A 13,874-nucleotide genomic window follows, 5' to 3' on the forward strand; every position below is an offset into this window, starting at 1 on the left:
TTCCCGTTGCTGACTGCCTGATTTCGTCCACGTTCAGCAGGGCGAACATAAACGGGCATGTCACGGGGAGAGAATTATGGACAGTTATCTATCAGTCGCGCGGACGTCCCATCGCCGACCATGGAACGAAGAAGACGACAATCTTCTGCGAAATCTTGTAGGGCGCGGCGACTTTATTGGTGAGATCGCTTTGCAACTCGGCCGCACGCGCGAAGCCGTGCGCAATCGCGCCAATCACCTTGGCCTGTCCGTCCATTCCTCGCCGGGGCGGGGCCGCCGCCGGCTCGACGGGAATAGCTGATCCGCGCCGGCCCTTTCAGGAGGGCATGCGCGTGTCGACCTTGTCCACCCATTCCGGAAAGAAGCACGGCTCGCGGCCGGACCAGCCGGGCGCCGTCGCCGCCGCCTCGCTGATCGACTGTAGCAGCACGCGCCGCCGCTCCGGGTGGAGATGAGGCAACGCCGCCGCCGCGCAGAACGCTGCCGGCAACCACGGCCGCACACCGGCGCCGACCAGCCGCTCATAGAGGAAGCGATAGGCGGCGAAGCCGTTCAGCCGATCCTGGCCGAGGTCGAACGCGCTCATCGTCACCAGTGGCGCGAAAAACGGCTCGATCGTGTCTAGGCCGCTGTCGTCTGGAAGCTCGCGGCGGACATGATCGAGCCGCGCATAGACCCGCGCCTGCGCCTTGATGCTCGCCGCCTCGATCGTGTCGCGCGACCAGCAGGCCAGCGCGTCTCCCCGCTCCAGCCCGACATCGAGCGACCGGCGGATGTAACGCTGCGTCGCCGTCGGAAAGGCGGCGAATTCCTTCATTTCCTGGAGGCTCAGCGCGCCGTGCGCCGGCCGAGATTTCTGGCCCATAACCCCGATACCCGCTCATTAACTTCGGAATCGGTTATGCGCCCCCTGTCGTTACCGGCCGCTTAACTCCTCCCGCCCCGATGGGCACGACATCATGCCAAATGGGCTCTGGCAATGCCGAAATGTGGCAGTTCGGTTACGTATCCACAGCATTGCGACGAAACGAGGGTTCGCCATCGGGCTGGACGCCGACCGCGGGCTGGCGCATGAGGCGCCGGTCCGCAGCGCGTCGTGCCGGGTTAGCTCAGCTGGTAGAGCAACCGCCTTGTAAGCGGTAGGTCGTCGGTTCGAGTCCGACACCCGGCACCATGTCTCCGGGCAGCCTAGCGGCGCTCGGCCTGGGCGAGCGCCCGCCGGAACAGCGGATCCATCTGCCGATAGCCGGCCGGCGTGGGATGCACGCCGTCACCGGCCAGTCCCGCCCGCATGCCGCCCTGGTCGTCGGCCAGCGACGCATGATAATCGACATAGACCAGGCCCTCGGCGCGGGCGAGGTCGCGAAGCCAGCCATTCCAGGCGCGGATGCGGGCAGCCGGCCGGATGCCCGGCTTCCACGGAAAGGCCGCGGCCGGCGGGATGCTGGCGAGGATGACGCGGATGCCATGCGCCTTGGCGAGCGCGGTCATGGCACGGATATTGTCCTGAAACTGCCGGTCCGTCGTTGGCCCGGTATTCCCGGCGATGTCGTTGGTACCGGCCATGATGTGGACGATCGCCGGACGCAGCGCGATCACATCCTGCGAGAAGCGCACCAGCATCTGCGAACTGGTCTGCCCGCTGATGCCGCGCCCGACGATGCCGCCGGTGAACAAGCCCGGATCGAAGGCGCGCCAATTCTCCGTGATGCTGTCGCCGAACAGCACGACGCGCGGCCGGCCCGTAAGCGCGCGGTTCTCGTCCTGATAGCGGCAGAGGAAGGCCCAGTCGTTCACGCGGATATAATCCATATACTTGGTGGCGGCCTCGCGCTCCGCGGGCGATGGCGGCGGCAAGGGGGGCGCCGCGTTCCTGCGCTGGGCAAGCCCCTCGGGCAGCGGAGGACAGACATTCCCTCCCTGCGCTTGCGTGGATTGCCATGGCAGCAGCGCCGCCAGCAGCATCAGCATAGCCAGCCCCTCGCGTCGCATCCCTTTTCTCCTCGGCAAGGATCATAAGCGCATCGCACGGTACGGCCAATCGCGCCGATCGATTGACGATTGAGGCGGGCGGCCATTGCCGCCACAGAACAGGCCATGAGCCTGCCGCTCCAATCGCTGCTACCATGGCTGGACATCGCCGGGCTGACCGTGTTTGCGGCCTCGGGGGTGCTCGCCGCCGCGCGCAGGCGGCTGGATTTTGTCGGCGCCTGCTTCTTCGCGCTGATCACCGCGACCGGCGGCGGCACGTTGCGCGACGTGCTGATCGGCGCGCCGATCTTCTGGATGCACGACGCCGCGCCCGTGATGCTCTGCGTCGGGGTGAGCGCGCTCGCCTGGATCGTGCCGCTGCGCTGGTGGCCCGAGCGCGCGCTGGATTGGCTGGATGCGGCGGGGCTCGCCGCCTATGCCGTCTATGGTGCCGGCAAGGCGCTCCATTTCGGCATCGCGCCGATCCCGGCTGTCGCGGCGGGCGTGTGTACCGCCTGCATCGGCGGTGTCATCCGCGACATCACCGCCGGCGTGCCGTCGATATTGATGCGGCACGAGCTTTATGTGACGGCGGCGTTGCTGGCGGCGAGCGCGTTCGTGGGGCTCACCGGGCTGGGCCTCGCCGCTCCCTGGCCGATGCTGATCAGCGCATCCGTGGGCTTCGCGTTGCGCGGCGCCGCGATCCGGTGGCATCTCGCTCTGCCACCACACCGTGGAAGCTGAAAGCCCGGGGCTTTACGATTACGGTGCTTAGCGATGCACCCGGAACACGAAGCCGCTCCGAATTTCCATGCTGATATTGCTACGGCAGCTTCCGCACTTGCGGCTGACCCTGCCATTTCCATTGGGAAGTCCGTGAAAGAACATCTCGGTCGTCCCGCAACACGGGCAAGTAACTGAGGCATTAGCCATATCTATTACTCCGGTCCCCCGATATTCTGAATATCGGGGCCGGGATTGCGAAAACGTTAATTCACAGACTTGCCGTTCAGGGGCGCGGCGGGATGTTGAGGCCGCGCTGAACGGCCGGCCGCGCCAGCCCGCGATCCAGCCACGCCCCGACATGGGCGAAGTCCTTGAAGCCGACGAGCTCGCCCGCCTCGTAGAAACCGATCAGGTTGCGCACCCAGCCCAGCATTGAGATATCGGCGATGCTATAGTCCTCGCCCAGGAACCAGGTGCGCCCGGCCAGCCAGCCGTCCATGACGCCGAGCAGCCGCTTCGCCTCGGCGACATAGCGATCGCGAGGGCGCTTATCGTCATAGTCCTTGCCGGCGAACTTGTGGAAAAAGCCGACCTGCCCGAACATCGGCCCGACGCCGCCCATCTGGAACATCAGCCACTGAATGGCCTGCCAGCGCGCGGCGCCATCGGCGGGCAGGAACTTGCCCGACTTCTCGGCCAGATAAAGCAGGATCGCGCCGGATTCGAACAGCGGCAGCGGCTCGCCGCCCGGGCCGTCGGGGTCGATCATCGCGGGTATCTTGCCGTTCGGGTTGAGCGAGAGGAATTCGCTGCTCTTCTGATCGTCCGTGGCGAAATCGACGAGGTGCCATTCATAAGGAATCCCCGTCTCCTCCAGCATGATCGACGCCTTCACCCCGTTGGGGGTCGGCAGCGAGTAGAGCTGGATGCGATCAGGATGCTGCGCGGGCCAGCGGCGGGTGATTTCGAAGGCGGACAGGTCGGTCATCGGGCAGTTCTTCCTTGGGCAGCGGGAGAGTTCGATGGCGTTCGGCACGACGGCCGAACAGGATGTCGCGCCGTGCTCAGGCCGGCGCGCTGTGCGCCTCGTCCTCGGCGATGACGGCACGACCGCGCAGGATCAGCCCCACCCAGCCGGCAAAAGCATCCGCAATGCGGACGACGACATCCTTGAGCGGCCCCTCCTTCAGGCAGCCGTCCGCGTCGAACTTGTCGTCGGTGACGTTGCCGAGATAGGCTTCGGGCTGCTGCATCGTCGGCATGTTCAGGAACACGCAGAGCTGGCGAAGCTGGTGATTGGCGCCGAAGCCGCCGATCCCGCCCGGCGAGGCGCTGACGATGGCGGCGGGCTTCTTGTCCCAGACGCTGGCGCCGTAGGGGCGCGAGCCGACGTCGATGGCGTTCTTGAGCGCGCCCGGCACGCCGCGATTATATTCCGGCGTCACGAACAGCACGCCCTCCGCCGCCGCGATCGCCTCCCGGAAGCGGACATAGGCGGCCGGCGGCTCGCCATCGAGGTCCTGATTGTAGAGCGGCAGATCGCCGATCTCGACGATCTCGCATTCCAACGTGGTGCTCGCGAAGGACTGGATCGACAGCGCGATCCTGCGGTTGACGCTGCCCTTGCGCAGGCTGCCGACGACGATCGCGATCTTGTGCCGGGACATGGGGGAGCTCCTTTGTGTCGACGGAGTGATGGTCTAGCCGCGCGGGGGACGCTCCGGAATAGACGATTTTCGACACGGCCACGGCGCCATCTCATCCGGCCTTTTTCTCAGTGATTTTAATAACATCTGGAACCCAGGCGGCGCTTGGGCGTATCCGTTCCGACAGGCATGGGAGACGGACGATGGCGATATGGGGCCTTTTTTCCGGCGGACAGATCTCCGTGGACGAGACCATAGCGGTGGAGCATGTTCCGCCGATGCCGATTGGCGGCCTGACGCTTGCCGAGGAACAGCGCCGGCACGAGGCTGCGATGCAGCCGCCGCGCGCGCAGCGACGTGAACCAATGCCATTGCTGCGGAACTAACGGATATGAACGCACCGATCATCCGCATCCTGATCGCCGGCCTGGCGGGCGTGGCCTTGGCGACCACGGCCACAGCCGCCGCGCCGCGCTCCAAGGCCGATGGCGAAGCTGAGCTGGCCAAGCTGCTCGACGGGCGCGTTGCCGGCAAGCCGGTCGACTGTATCAGCCTGCCGTCGACCGGTTCCAGCCGGATCATCGAGGGCACCGCCATCGTCTACGGCTCCGGGCGGACGCTCTATATCAACCGCCCTCAATCCTCGGCCGACCTGCTCCATGATGACGATATCCTCGTCACCCGCACCTTCGGCAGCCAGCTGTGCCGGATGGACACGGTAAGGTTGACCAACCGCTTTTCTCGCATCCCCGGCGGGTTCGTGATCCTCGATCGCTTCGTCCCCTATAAGCGAGCCCAGCCGCGCAGGCGCTGAGGCAGCGCCGGCCGCATGGTGTCGGCCGCCGCCTTCGGGCATGAAGGGCGCCATGGCCCTCACTGATATCGCCACCCGCACCCCTATGATCATAATTGGCGGCTCGACCCGATCGTCCGCAGCCTGCTCGACACCGATTTCTACAAGCTGCTGATGTTGCAGATGATCCGCCATCTCCACCCGGACGTGGCGGTGACGTTCGAACTGATCAACCGCTCGCGCTCGGTGCGCCTCGGCGAGGTGATCGACGAGGCCGAGCTTCGCGCGCAGCTCGATCATGCCCGCACCATCCGCTTCACCAAGAAGGAGCTGATCTGGCTGGCCGGCAACAGCTTCTACGGGCGGCGGCAGATGTTCAGCCCCGGGTTCATCGCCTGGCTCGCCGACTTCCAGCTGCCGGATTACGAGCTTCGCAAGGAGGACGGGCAATACAGGCTCCGCTTCCACGGCCCGTGGACGCACAGCACGATGTGGGAAATCCCCGCGCTCGCCATCGTCAACGAGCTGCGCTCTCGCGCCGCGATGAAGGATCGCGGCCGCTTCGCGCTGGACGTGCTCTATGCCCGCGCCAAGGCGAAGCTGTGGGAGAAAGTGGAGCGGCTGCGGCGCCTGCCCGATCTCGTCCTGTCCGATTTCGGCACGCGGCGTCGGCACGGCTTCCTGTGGCAACGCTGGTGCGTCGAGGCACTGAAGGAGGGGCTGGGCGATCGCTTCATCGGCACATCCAATGTGCTGCTGGCGATGGACGCCGACCTTGAGGCGATCGGCACCAACGCGCACGAATTGCCGATGGTCGAGGCGGCGCTCGCGCCCGACGACGCCGGCATCGCCGCCGCGCCCTATCGCGTGCTGGAGGATTGGCGCGATCATTATGGCGGCAACCTCCTCATCGCCCTGCCGGATGCCTTCGGCACCGCCGCCTTCCTCCGCCACTCCCCCGACTGGGTGGCGGACTGGACCGGCTTCCGCCCGGACAGCGCGCCGCCGATCCCGGGCGGCGAGCAGATCATCCGCTGGTGGCAGGACAAGGGCCGCGATCCGCGCGACAAGCTGCTGATCTTCTCCGACGGCATGGACGTCGACACGATCGAGGCGACCTGTCGCCATTTCCACGGGCGCGTGCGGCTGAGCTTCGGCTGGGGCACCAACCTCACCAATGATTTCCGCGGCTGCGCGCCGTTCGAGACGGCGGGACTCGATCCGATCTCGCTTGTCTGCAAGGTGGTCGCGGCAAATGGCCGGCCGGCGGTGAAGCTTTCCGACAATCCGGCCAAGGCGACGGGTGATCCCGCCGAGATCGCGCGCTATCTGCGCATCTTCGGCGAGGATGGCCGCCGACCGGCGCCGGTCGCGGTCTGAACACGGAAAAAGGGGTGGGCATGCGCTGGTTGACGATCGCGACATCATTGCTGCTGGGCGCGGGCAGCGCGCTGCACGCCGCTGCGCCCGCGCCGCTGTTGCTCAAGCCGGCAGGCGTCTTCGACGGGATCGACGGCAAGGTCCACGCCGGGTGGCAGGTGCTCGTCACCGGCGACAGGATCACGGCGGTCGGGCCGGCGCTGTCGGCGCCGGCCGGGACACGCACCATCGACCTGCCCGGCGACACGCTGATCCCCGGCATGATCGAGGGGCATGATCACCTGTTCCTCCATCCCTATAACGAGACGAGTTGGGACGATCAGGTGCTGCACGAGCCGCTGGCGTTGCGCACCGCGCGCGCCGTCGCCAATGCGAAGGCCACGCTCCTCGCCGGCTTCACCAGCGCCCGCGATCTCGGCACCGAGGGCGCGGGCTATGCCGATGTCGGGCTGAAGGAGGCGATCGACCAGGGCATCGTCCCCGGCCCGCGCATGGCCGTCGCCACCCGCGCCATCGTCGCGCTCGGCGCCTATGGCCCCAAGGGCTTCGAGCCGGGGGTCGCGATTCCGCAGGGCGCCGAGGAAGTGTCCGGCGTCGACGGCATCGTCGCCGCCGTGCGCCGTCAGATCGCCGCCGGCGCCGATTGGGTGAAGCTCTATGCCGATTATCGCTGGCGCCCCGGCGAGGACAGCCGCCCGACCCTCAGCAGCGACGAGATGAAGGCGGCCGTCGCCGCCGCTCACGATGCCGGCCGGCCCGTCGCCGTCCACGCCTCGACCGCCGAGGGCATGCGTCGCGCCGTCGCCGCCGGCGTCGACACGATCGAACATGGCTATGGTGGCACAGCGGAGATTTTCGCGGCGATGGCGGCGAAGAATATTGCGCTATGCCCGACCCTCGCGGCGTCCGATGCCACCTCGCATTATCGCGGCTGGGACGGCAGCGAGCCGGCGCCGGCCGCGGTGCAGATCAACCGCAGGAGCTTCCAGCTCGCGCTGAAGGCGGGCGTGCCGATGTGCGTCGGCGGGGATGTCGGCGTATTTGCCCACGGCCAGAATGCGCGCGAAATGGAGCTTATGGCCGCCGCCGGAATGACCCCGGCGCAAGTCCTCGCCGCCGCCACCTGGGGCAATGCGCGCTGGCTGCACCTGTCCGACCGGCTCGGCGCGGTGAAAGCCGGGCTGCTCGCCGACCTCGTCGCTGTCGCCGGCGATCCGACCCAGGACATCGCGGCGGTACGCCGCGTGCGAATGGTGATGAAGGGCGGCGCGATCGTCTCGCCGGGATTGTGACCCCGCTCGGGCGATCGCGCCGGAGGATTATTGCGGCTTCTGCTTCGACTTGCCGGTCTTCGCCTTCGGATCGGACGCGGCAACCGGGCCGTTGGCGTTGTTGGGGTCCGGGCTGCGGTTGCCGTCAGCGGTGATGCGCGTTCCGGAAGTATCGGGCGCCATGGGCTGGTCGGCGCTCGTCGCGGCCGATCCGGACATGGATGTATCGCCCGGCCGCGTCGGATAGGTGGTTCCGCCCGGCGCTTGCGGCGCGGTCTGGCTGAATGCGGGGGCGGACATCGCGGTGGCGATAAGGCCCGCCCCGATCAGCAGCATGTGTCTGGGCATCGTCATTCTCCTGAAAACCGAAGAACGGCCGAGGAGAGGCGATGTTCATAAGATTACGTCCGGCCAACGAACTGCTAGCGGTCGCGCCCGCCATGCTGGCCGCCACGGTCGCCACGTGGCCCGCCGCCCCAGGACCGCGGCGCGCCGCCGCCGCCGTTGCCGCCGGAAGTGCCGGGCGGACGATTGAAGCGGGGCTGCGCGTCGGCAGCCGGGTTGGTCACGCCCGGATTGCCGTCCGGACGATTGGGGCGCGGCGGGCGGATATCGTTGCGCGGCGCCACGCCCGGCCCCCTGCCCTGCTGATTGGTGAAGGCGCGCCGATCCTGGCGGCGGTCCTGCCGGAAATCCTGCCGCGCGTCGCGGCGCTGCTCGCGGAACTGATCGCGGTTGATCGTGCCGTTGTCGAGCGCGGCGCGGTCGCGGCGGCGATCCTGGGCAAAGCCGCGGCGGTCGTCCCGACGCTCGTGGAGATAATCGCGACGCGCGCTCCAGTAGCGGCGCTGGTCGTCATTCCAGCGGCTGCGGCGGCCGCTGCGATCGAACACATAGATGCCGGAGCCGGGATAATAATAATCCCCATACCAGCCATAGCCGGGGCCATAACCATAGCCGATGTCATCGCCATAATAGCCGCCGGCATAGCTGTCATAATAGCCGCTCGGCCCATAGCCATAGCCGTCGGTCACGCATCCGCCGAGCATGGTGGAGCACGCGATCAGGGCGGCGGCAAGCCCATGTCTGGGAGAAATGGTCACGTCCTCTTCCAATCTGTCCTTCCAGCGAAAAGACCATAGCGCGCTTGAACATAGCGTGAACCTCGCGCCACATGGAAAGGCCAACGCGCGACTGAAGTTGAAGGCTTCATATCCAATACGGCGACGTCGCATTGTCGCGGATTTCGATTAGGCATAACCTTGCCGTCGGGCGGCGGGGAAAGGGCCGAGACACGTCGGCACTCTCCTTGTTCGCTCGCGTCCATAAGCTTTTGCGACAGAGGATCCGGGCCAAGACAAGGGAGCGAGGAATGGGAAAGCGACTTGCGGCAGAATTCATCGGCACGCTCTGGCTGGTGCTGGGCGGCTGCGGAAGCGCGGTGCTGGCCGCGGCCTTTCCGGAATTGGGCATCGGCTTTGCGGGCGTCTCTCTTGCTTTCGGCCTGACGGTGCTGACCATGGCCTTTGCGATCGGGCACGTCTCCGGCTGCCATCTCAATCCGGCGGTGTCGGTCGGCCTGTGGGCCGGCGGGCGGTTCCCGGCGGGCGACCTGCTCCCCTATATCGTGGCACAGGTGCTCGGCGGGATCGCGGGCGCCGGCATTCTCTACATCATCGCCAGCGGCCATGCCGGCTTCGACCTGTCCGGCGGCTTCGCTTCCAACGGCTATGGCGATCATTCGCCCGGCGGCTATTCGCTGACGGCGGCGCTGGTCTGCGAAGTGGTGATGACCTTCGCGTTCCTGTTCGTGATCATGGGCGCCACCCATGGCCAGGCGCCCAAGGGCTTCGCGCCGATCGCCATCGGCCTGTGCCTGACGCTGATCCATCTGATCAGCATCCCCGTCACCAACACCTCGGTGAACCCCGCGCGCAGCACCGCGCCGGCAATCTTTGTCGGCGGCTGGGCGCTGGCGCAGCTCTGGCTGTTCTGGGTCGCGCCGCTCGTCGGCGGTGCTTTGGGCGGCTTCGTCTATCGCTGGATCAGCGACGATCGCCCAGTTCCGGTCGCGGTCACCGGCGAGAACTGATCGGACCGGCGTGGGACGGCGGCGGGGGCCGCCCCGCGCTCACAGATCGCGCAGCGCGCGTGCCGGCCTGGCATTGAGCGCCGGCAGCGTGGCGAGCAGGCCGATGACCAGCGTGCCGACGCCGCCAAGCGCCAGCGTGGCCAGCACCACGCGCCAATCGGGCGCCCACTCCAGTTCCAGCACCCGCGTCACCACATACCAGCCGCCCGCCGCGCCGAAGACCAGCGCCAATATCGCCAGCGCCAGCGCCAGCAAGGCGAACTCCAGCGCCTGCGCCGCCAGCACTTGCGCGCGCGTTGCGCCGAGCAGCTTGAGCAGCACCGCGTCATAGACGCGCTGCCGCCGCGACGCCGCCACCGCGCCGACGAGCACGGCAATGCCGGCCAGCACCGCAACGGAGCCCGCGGCGCGGATGGCAAGGCCCATCTGGCCGAGCACCGTCGCCACCTGCCCGATCACATCCTTCACCCGGATCAGCGAGGCGGACGGGAAGTCCGCCGTCACTGCGCGCGAAATCGCCGGCTCCTCGCTCGGCGCCACGGCAATCGTCGCCGAGACGGTGTGCGGCGCCGCCTCCAGCACGCCGGGCGCGAACAGGATGGCGAAGTTGAACCCCATCGTGTCCCACTCGATCTCGCGGAACGAGGCGATATGGGCGGGGATCTCGACGCCAAGCACCGACACGGTGAGGCTGTCGCCGATCTTCAGGCCGAGGGCGCGCGCGGCCTGCACGTCGATCGAGACGAGCGGGGGCCCGCGATAATCACCCGGCCACCATTTGCCCTCCACTACCCGGCTGCCGGCCGGCAAGCTCGCGGCATAGGTCAGGCCCCGGTCGCCGCGCAGCATCCAGGCGTCGGACGGAATATCCTTCATTTCCTCGACGCGCCGACCGCCTATCTCGACGACCGCGCCGCGCAGCATCGGCACGGTACGCACCTCGGCGCGAGGCGCGCGAGCGGCGACGAGTTCGCGGAAGCGCGCCGCATCATCCTTGGGCAAGTCCAGCACGAAGAAGCTCGGCGCCCGGGCCGGAATGGCACCGGTGAGGGAGGCACCGAGGCTTGTCTCGATCACCGCCAGCGTCGCGAACAGGGTCAGGCCGAGGCCGAGGGCGACCACCAGTTGGCCGGTCGGCGCGCCCGGGCGATGAAGGTTGGCGATGGCAAGGCGCGCCAGCGGCCGGCGCGGTCGCGGCAAGGCCGCGGCGATCCGCCTGACCGCGACGCCGATGCCCGCCAGCAGGGCGAGCAGCCCCGCCACCCCGGCAATGAAGCCCGCCGCGATCATCCTGTCGTCGGCACCGAGAATCGCCAGCGCCGCGATGGCCAGCGCCAGCCCGCCCTGCAGCAGCCGCACCCGCCCGCCCGGCGCCGCCATCGGCTCGACCCCGCCGCGAAACAGCGAGGCCGCCGTCACCGCCCGCGCCCGGGCAAGCGGCGCCAGCGAGAACAGCAGTGCGACGAGCAGCCCATAGGCCGCCGCCACCACCATCGGCAGCGGGTGCAGCGCGAAGCCCGGCCGCACCGGCAGCGCGTCTCCGGCAAGCGCGCCCACGGCCGGCGGCACCAGCGCCCCGATGACGAGGCCGGCTGCCACCCCGATCGCGGCGACGATGCCGATCTGGGCGAGATAGGCGAGGAAGATGGTCCGCGAATCCGCGCCCAGCGCCTTGAGGACGGCGATGCCGCGGCGCTTGCCGTCCAGCCAGGACGACACGCCATTGCCGACGCCGATTCCGGCCACGGCCAGCGCCGCCAGCCCGACCAGCGACAGGAATTGCCCGAGCCGCGTGATGAAGCGGCGCAGCGACGGCGCGGCGTTGGTGCGGTCGCGCGTCTCCCAGCCGCCGAGCGGGAAGCGCCGCTCAAGCGCCTCGGCAGTGGCGTGCGCATCGGCGATCGCTGGCGGCAGCTTGATGCGGTAGCGCGCCTGATAAAGGCTGCCGGGCATGACCAGGCCGGTCTGGTGCAGCGTGTCCATGCCGGCGATCGCCACCGGACCGAGGGTGAAGCCCTCGCCCAGCCGGTCCGGCTCCTCGGCGACGAAACCGATCAGCCGCAGACGGGCATCGCCGATCCTGACGCTGTCGCCGATGCGCAGGCGCAGCCGGTCGGCCAGCGCGGGCGCCACGGCCACCTCGCCCGGCCCCGGCCGCGCCCGCAGCGCGCCCGGCGCCAGCCGGAAACTGCCGTAAAGCGGGTAACGCGCATCGACACCCTTGAGCTCGACCAGGGCCGTCTCCGCCCCATCCAGCCGGCTGGCCATGGCACGCATGCGGATCGTTTCCGAAACCAGGCCGGTACGGGCGAAGGCGGCCAGCTCGTCGGGGGCCGCGCGGCGCTGCGACACGCGCATCTCTATATCGCCGCCGACGATCCCCTGACCGGCCGCGGCCAGCCCCGAAAGGATCGCGGCCGACAGGCTTCCGACCCCGGCCAGCGCGGCGACGCCGAGCAGCAGGCAGATCGCCAGCAGCCGCAGCCCGCCAATGCCGCCGCGCAGATCGCGCAAACCCAGCCTCAGTGCGGCGTTCACGCGGCGAGACGGTCGCTGATGATGCGCCCGTCGCCCATTTCGACGACCCGCGCACAGCGGGCGGCGAGCGCTGGATCATGGGTGATGACGAACAGCGTGGCGCCGCGCTCGCGCTGGCGGGCGAAGAGCAGGTCCATGATCTGGGCGCCGGTGGTGGCATCGAGGTTGCCGGTCGGCTCGTCGGCGAAGATCAGCTCCGGCGCCGGCGCGGTGGCGCGGGCGATGGCGACACGCTGCTGCTCGCCGCCGGAAAGCTGGGCCGGATAATGGCCGAGACGCCCGCCGAGCCCGACGGCCACCAGCTCGGCCTCGGCGCGTGCGAAGGCGTCCGGGGCGCCGGCCAGCTCAAGCGGCACCGCGACGTTTTCGAGCGCAGTCATCGTCGGCAACAGATGGAAGGCCTGCAGCACGATGCCGATGCGGCCCCGGCGGGCGCGGGCGAGGCCGTCCTCGTCCAGCGCGGCGAAGTCCTGGCCGGCGACGCGGATCACGCCGCGGTCCGCCCGTTCCAGCCCCGCCAGCACCGCCATCAGCGACGATTTGCCAGAGCCGGAAGGGCCAAGGATGGCGATGCTCATGCCTCGCGGCACGGCAAGGTCGATGCCCTTCAGTATCTCGGTGCGCGCGCCGCCACTGCCCAGCGCGAGGGTGACATTGTGCGCGTCGATGACGATATCGGCGTCCGGCATGATGGGAGGATCTCGGTGAGGCGTTATGGCAATGCATATGGCGCTGCGCGACAGCTTGTCCAACTCGCGCTGGCGATTCTTCTTGTCGGCGCCGCGCCCGCCCTCGCCCAGCCCCGGCCGGCGGCCACCGCGCAGCCGCTGGTCGTCGCTTATGGCGACAGCCTCAGCGCCGGCTACCGGCTCGGGCCGACGGAAGGGTTCGCGCCGCGGCTGGAGGCGGCGCTGCGCAAGGCCGGCATCGCCGCCAGGGTCCATAATGCCGGCGTTTCCGGCGATACCAGCGCCGCCGGGCGCGCGCGCCTCAACTGGGTATTGTCCGCGCTTGGCCGCAAGCCCGATCTCGTCATTCTGGAACTCGGCGCGAACGACATGCTGCGCGGCCTGCCGCCCGCGCAGACTCGTTCAAATCTCGACGCTATTCTTGCCGACATGAAACGACACAATATTCCGGTACTGCTCGCCGGTATGCGCGCGTCGGGTAATCTTGGAGTCGTCTATCGCCGCCAGTTCGACGCCATCTATCCCGATCTGGCACATGTATATCGGGTGCCGCTCTACCCCTTTTTCCTCGACGGGGTCATCGGCCAACGCGCGTTGCAGCTCGACGACGGAATGCATCCCAATGCACGCGGCGTTGATCGCATTGTCACCGGCATCCTTCCTCTGGTTCGCCGCGCGTTGGGCAAATAATGAGGCAAAGCGGCGGGAAGGCGCGATTTCAGGGCCATTCCGGGATAGACGCCGGCATGCAAACCCGCCTATCTGCCG

General features: G+C 68.3%; 15 protein-coding genes, 1 tRNA gene and 1 pseudogene. 8 read left to right on the plus strand and 9 right to left on the minus strand.

What is annotated here, in order from left to right; translation table 11 throughout:
• Positions 1–91: 91 nt before the first annotated feature.
• Together KOF26_RS00310 and KOF26_RS00315 are read right to left on the minus strand one after the other, a co-directional pair.
• Complete coding sequence (locus tag KOF26_RS00310; protein ID WP_216318228.1) at positions 92–256, minus strand: hypothetical protein; 165 nt, start codon at positions 254–256, stop codon at positions 92–94.
• A 60-nt stretch (positions 257–316) separates the two neighbouring features.
• The gene (locus tag KOF26_RS00315) at positions 317–865 is read right to left on the minus strand and encodes a hypothetical protein (RefSeq protein WP_216318231.1); all 549 of its coding nucleotides are present in this window, start codon (positions 863–865) and stop codon (positions 317–319) included.
• Between the two features lie 233 nt (positions 866–1,098).
• On the opposite strand from KOF26_RS00315, the gene KOF26_RS00320 reads away from it, so the two are divergent.
• Positions 1,099–1,174 (plus strand) — tRNA-Thr (locus tag KOF26_RS00320).
• 14 nt (positions 1,175–1,188) lie between these two features.
• Here KOF26_RS00320 and KOF26_RS00325 read toward each other — a convergent pair.
• A complete protein-coding gene (locus KOF26_RS00325) occupies positions 1,189–1,992 on the minus strand; it encodes an SGNH/GDSL hydrolase family protein (RefSeq protein WP_216318234.1) in 804 nt (267 codons plus the stop codon).
• Between the two features lie 105 nt (positions 1,993–2,097).
• Between KOF26_RS00325 and KOF26_RS00330 the strand changes: the two genes are divergently transcribed.
• Positions 2,098–2,715 (plus strand): trimeric intracellular cation channel family protein, encoded by a 618-nt coding sequence (locus KOF26_RS00330; RefSeq protein ID WP_216318237.1) that lies wholly within the window; start codon positions 2,098–2,100, stop codon positions 2,713–2,715.
• 265 nt (positions 2,716–2,980) lie between these two features.
• Here KOF26_RS00330 and KOF26_RS00335 read toward each other — a convergent pair whose 3' ends face one another.
• Positions 2,981–3,685 carry a glutathione S-transferase N-terminal domain-containing protein gene (locus KOF26_RS00335; RefSeq protein WP_216318239.1) on the minus strand — a complete coding sequence of 235 codons (705 nt, stop codon included), beginning with the start codon at positions 3,683–3,685 and terminating at the stop codon, positions 2,981–2,983.
• 76 nt (positions 3,686–3,761) lie between these two features.
• Positions 3,762–4,364, minus strand: coding sequence for an NADPH-dependent FMN reductase (locus KOF26_RS00340; protein ID WP_216318243.1), 603 nt, complete (start codon positions 4,362–4,364; stop codon positions 3,762–3,764).
• Positions 4,365–4,546: 182 nt separating this feature from the next.
• On the opposite strand from KOF26_RS00340, the gene KOF26_RS00345 reads away from it, so the two are divergent.
• From KOF26_RS00345 to KOF26_RS00360, 4 genes and pseudogenes are all read left to right on the plus strand, one after another.
• Entirely contained in the window at positions 4,547–4,729 is a 183-nt protein-coding gene (locus KOF26_RS00345; RefSeq protein WP_216318246.1) for a hypothetical protein, read from the plus strand.
• Between the two features lie 5 nt (positions 4,730–4,734).
• On the plus strand, positions 4,735–5,157 hold the full coding sequence (locus tag KOF26_RS00350) for a hypothetical protein (protein ID WP_253200895.1): 423 nt from the start codon (positions 4,735–4,737) through the stop codon (positions 5,155–5,157).
• 52 nt (positions 5,158–5,209) lie between these two features.
• Positions 5,210–6,516 (plus strand): annotated as a pseudogene (gene pncB / locus KOF26_RS00355) (nicotinate phosphoribosyltransferase).
• A 20-nt stretch (positions 6,517–6,536) separates the two neighbouring features.
• Positions 6,537–7,808 (plus strand): metal-dependent hydrolase family protein, encoded by a 1,272-nt coding sequence (locus KOF26_RS00360; RefSeq protein WP_216318249.1) that lies wholly within the window; start codon positions 6,537–6,539, stop codon positions 7,806–7,808.
• Positions 7,809–7,835: 27 nt separating this feature from the next.
• Here KOF26_RS00360 and KOF26_RS00365 read toward each other — a convergent pair whose 3' ends face one another.
• Together KOF26_RS00365 and KOF26_RS00370 are read right to left on the minus strand one after the other, a co-directional pair.
• Positions 7,836–8,135 (minus strand): hypothetical protein, encoded by a 300-nt coding sequence (locus tag KOF26_RS00365; protein ID WP_216318253.1) that lies wholly within the window; start codon positions 8,133–8,135, stop codon positions 7,836–7,838.
• Between the two features lie 74 nt (positions 8,136–8,209).
• Complete coding sequence (locus KOF26_RS00370; protein WP_216318257.1) at positions 8,210–8,890, minus strand: splicing factor U2AF large subunit; 681 nt, start codon at positions 8,888–8,890, stop codon at positions 8,210–8,212.
• Between the two features lie 269 nt (positions 8,891–9,159).
• On the opposite strand from KOF26_RS00370, the gene aqpZ reads away from it, so the two are divergent.
• Positions 9,160–9,879, plus strand: a complete 720-nt coding sequence (aqpZ, locus tag KOF26_RS00375; protein WP_216318260.1) for an aquaporin Z — start codon at positions 9,160–9,162, stop codon at positions 9,877–9,879.
• 39 nt (positions 9,880–9,918) lie between these two features.
• Here aqpZ and KOF26_RS00380 read toward each other — a convergent pair whose 3' ends face one another.
• Together KOF26_RS00380 and KOF26_RS00385 are read right to left on the minus strand one after the other, a co-directional pair.
• Positions 9,919–12,417 (minus strand): ABC transporter permease, encoded by a 2,499-nt coding sequence (locus KOF26_RS00380; protein ID WP_216318263.1) that lies wholly within the window; start codon positions 12,415–12,417, stop codon positions 9,919–9,921.
• Complete coding sequence (locus KOF26_RS00385; protein WP_216318266.1) at positions 12,414–13,106, minus strand: ABC transporter ATP-binding protein; 693 nt, start codon at positions 13,104–13,106, stop codon at positions 12,414–12,416. The genes KOF26_RS00380 and KOF26_RS00385 overlap by 4 nt, the downstream gene beginning before the upstream one ends.
• 75 nt (positions 13,107–13,181) lie before the next feature.
• On the opposite strand from KOF26_RS00385, the gene KOF26_RS00390 reads away from it, so the two are divergent.
• Positions 13,182–13,796: an arylesterase gene (locus tag KOF26_RS00390; protein ID WP_435876833.1), complete on the plus strand. Its 615-nt coding sequence runs from the start codon at positions 13,182–13,184 to the stop codon at positions 13,794–13,796.
• The last annotated feature ends 78 nt before the right edge of the window (positions 13,797–13,874 follow it).

The sequence above is a fragment of the Sphingomonas quercus genome, assembly GCF_018863195.1.
Classification (GTDB): Bacteria; Pseudomonadota; Alphaproteobacteria; order Sphingomonadales; family Sphingomonadaceae; genus Solisphingomonas; species Solisphingomonas quercus.

Excerpts from the sequence above, each read along its gene's own strand:
- KOF26_RS00360 (WP_216318249.1), top strand. The coding sequence starts at position 6,537 with ATGCGCTGGTTGACGATCGCGACATCATTGCTGCTGGGCGCGGGCAGC.
- KOF26_RS00385 (WP_216318266.1), bottom strand. The coding sequence starts at position 13,106 with ATGCCGGACGCCGATATCGTCATCGACGCGCACAATGTCACCCTCGCG.
- KOF26_RS00365 (WP_216318253.1), bottom strand. The coding sequence starts at position 8,135 with ATGCCCAGACACATGCTGCTGATCGGGGCGGGCCTTATCGCCACCGCG.
- KOF26_RS00345 (WP_216318246.1), top strand. The coding sequence starts at position 4,547 with ATGGCGATATGGGGCCTTTTTTCCGGCGGACAGATCTCCGTGGACGAG.
- KOF26_RS00350 (WP_253200895.1), top strand. The coding sequence starts at position 4,735 with ATGAACGCACCGATCATCCGCATCCTGATCGCCGGCCTGGCGGGCGTG.
- KOF26_RS00335 (WP_216318239.1), bottom strand. The coding sequence starts at position 3,685 with ATGACCGACCTGTCCGCCTTCGAAATCACCCGCCGCTGGCCCGCGCAG.
- KOF26_RS00315 (WP_216318231.1), bottom strand. The coding sequence starts at position 865 with ATGGGCCAGAAATCTCGGCCGGCGCACGGCGCGCTGAGCCTCCAGGAA.
- KOF26_RS00325 (WP_216318234.1), bottom strand. The coding sequence starts at position 1,992 with ATGCGACGCGAGGGGCTGGCTATGCTGATGCTGCTGGCGGCGCTGCTG.
- KOF26_RS00340 (WP_216318243.1), bottom strand. The coding sequence starts at position 4,364 with ATGTCCCGGCACAAGATCGCGATCGTCGTCGGCAGCCTGCGCAAGGGC.
- KOF26_RS00330 (WP_216318237.1), top strand. The coding sequence starts at position 2,098 with ATGAGCCTGCCGCTCCAATCGCTGCTACCATGGCTGGACATCGCCGGG.
- aqpZ (WP_216318260.1), top strand. The coding sequence starts at position 9,160 with ATGGGAAAGCGACTTGCGGCAGAATTCATCGGCACGCTCTGGCTGGTG.
- KOF26_RS00310 (WP_216318228.1), bottom strand. The coding sequence starts at position 256 with ATGGACGGACAGGCCAAGGTGATTGGCGCGATTGCGCACGGCTTCGCG.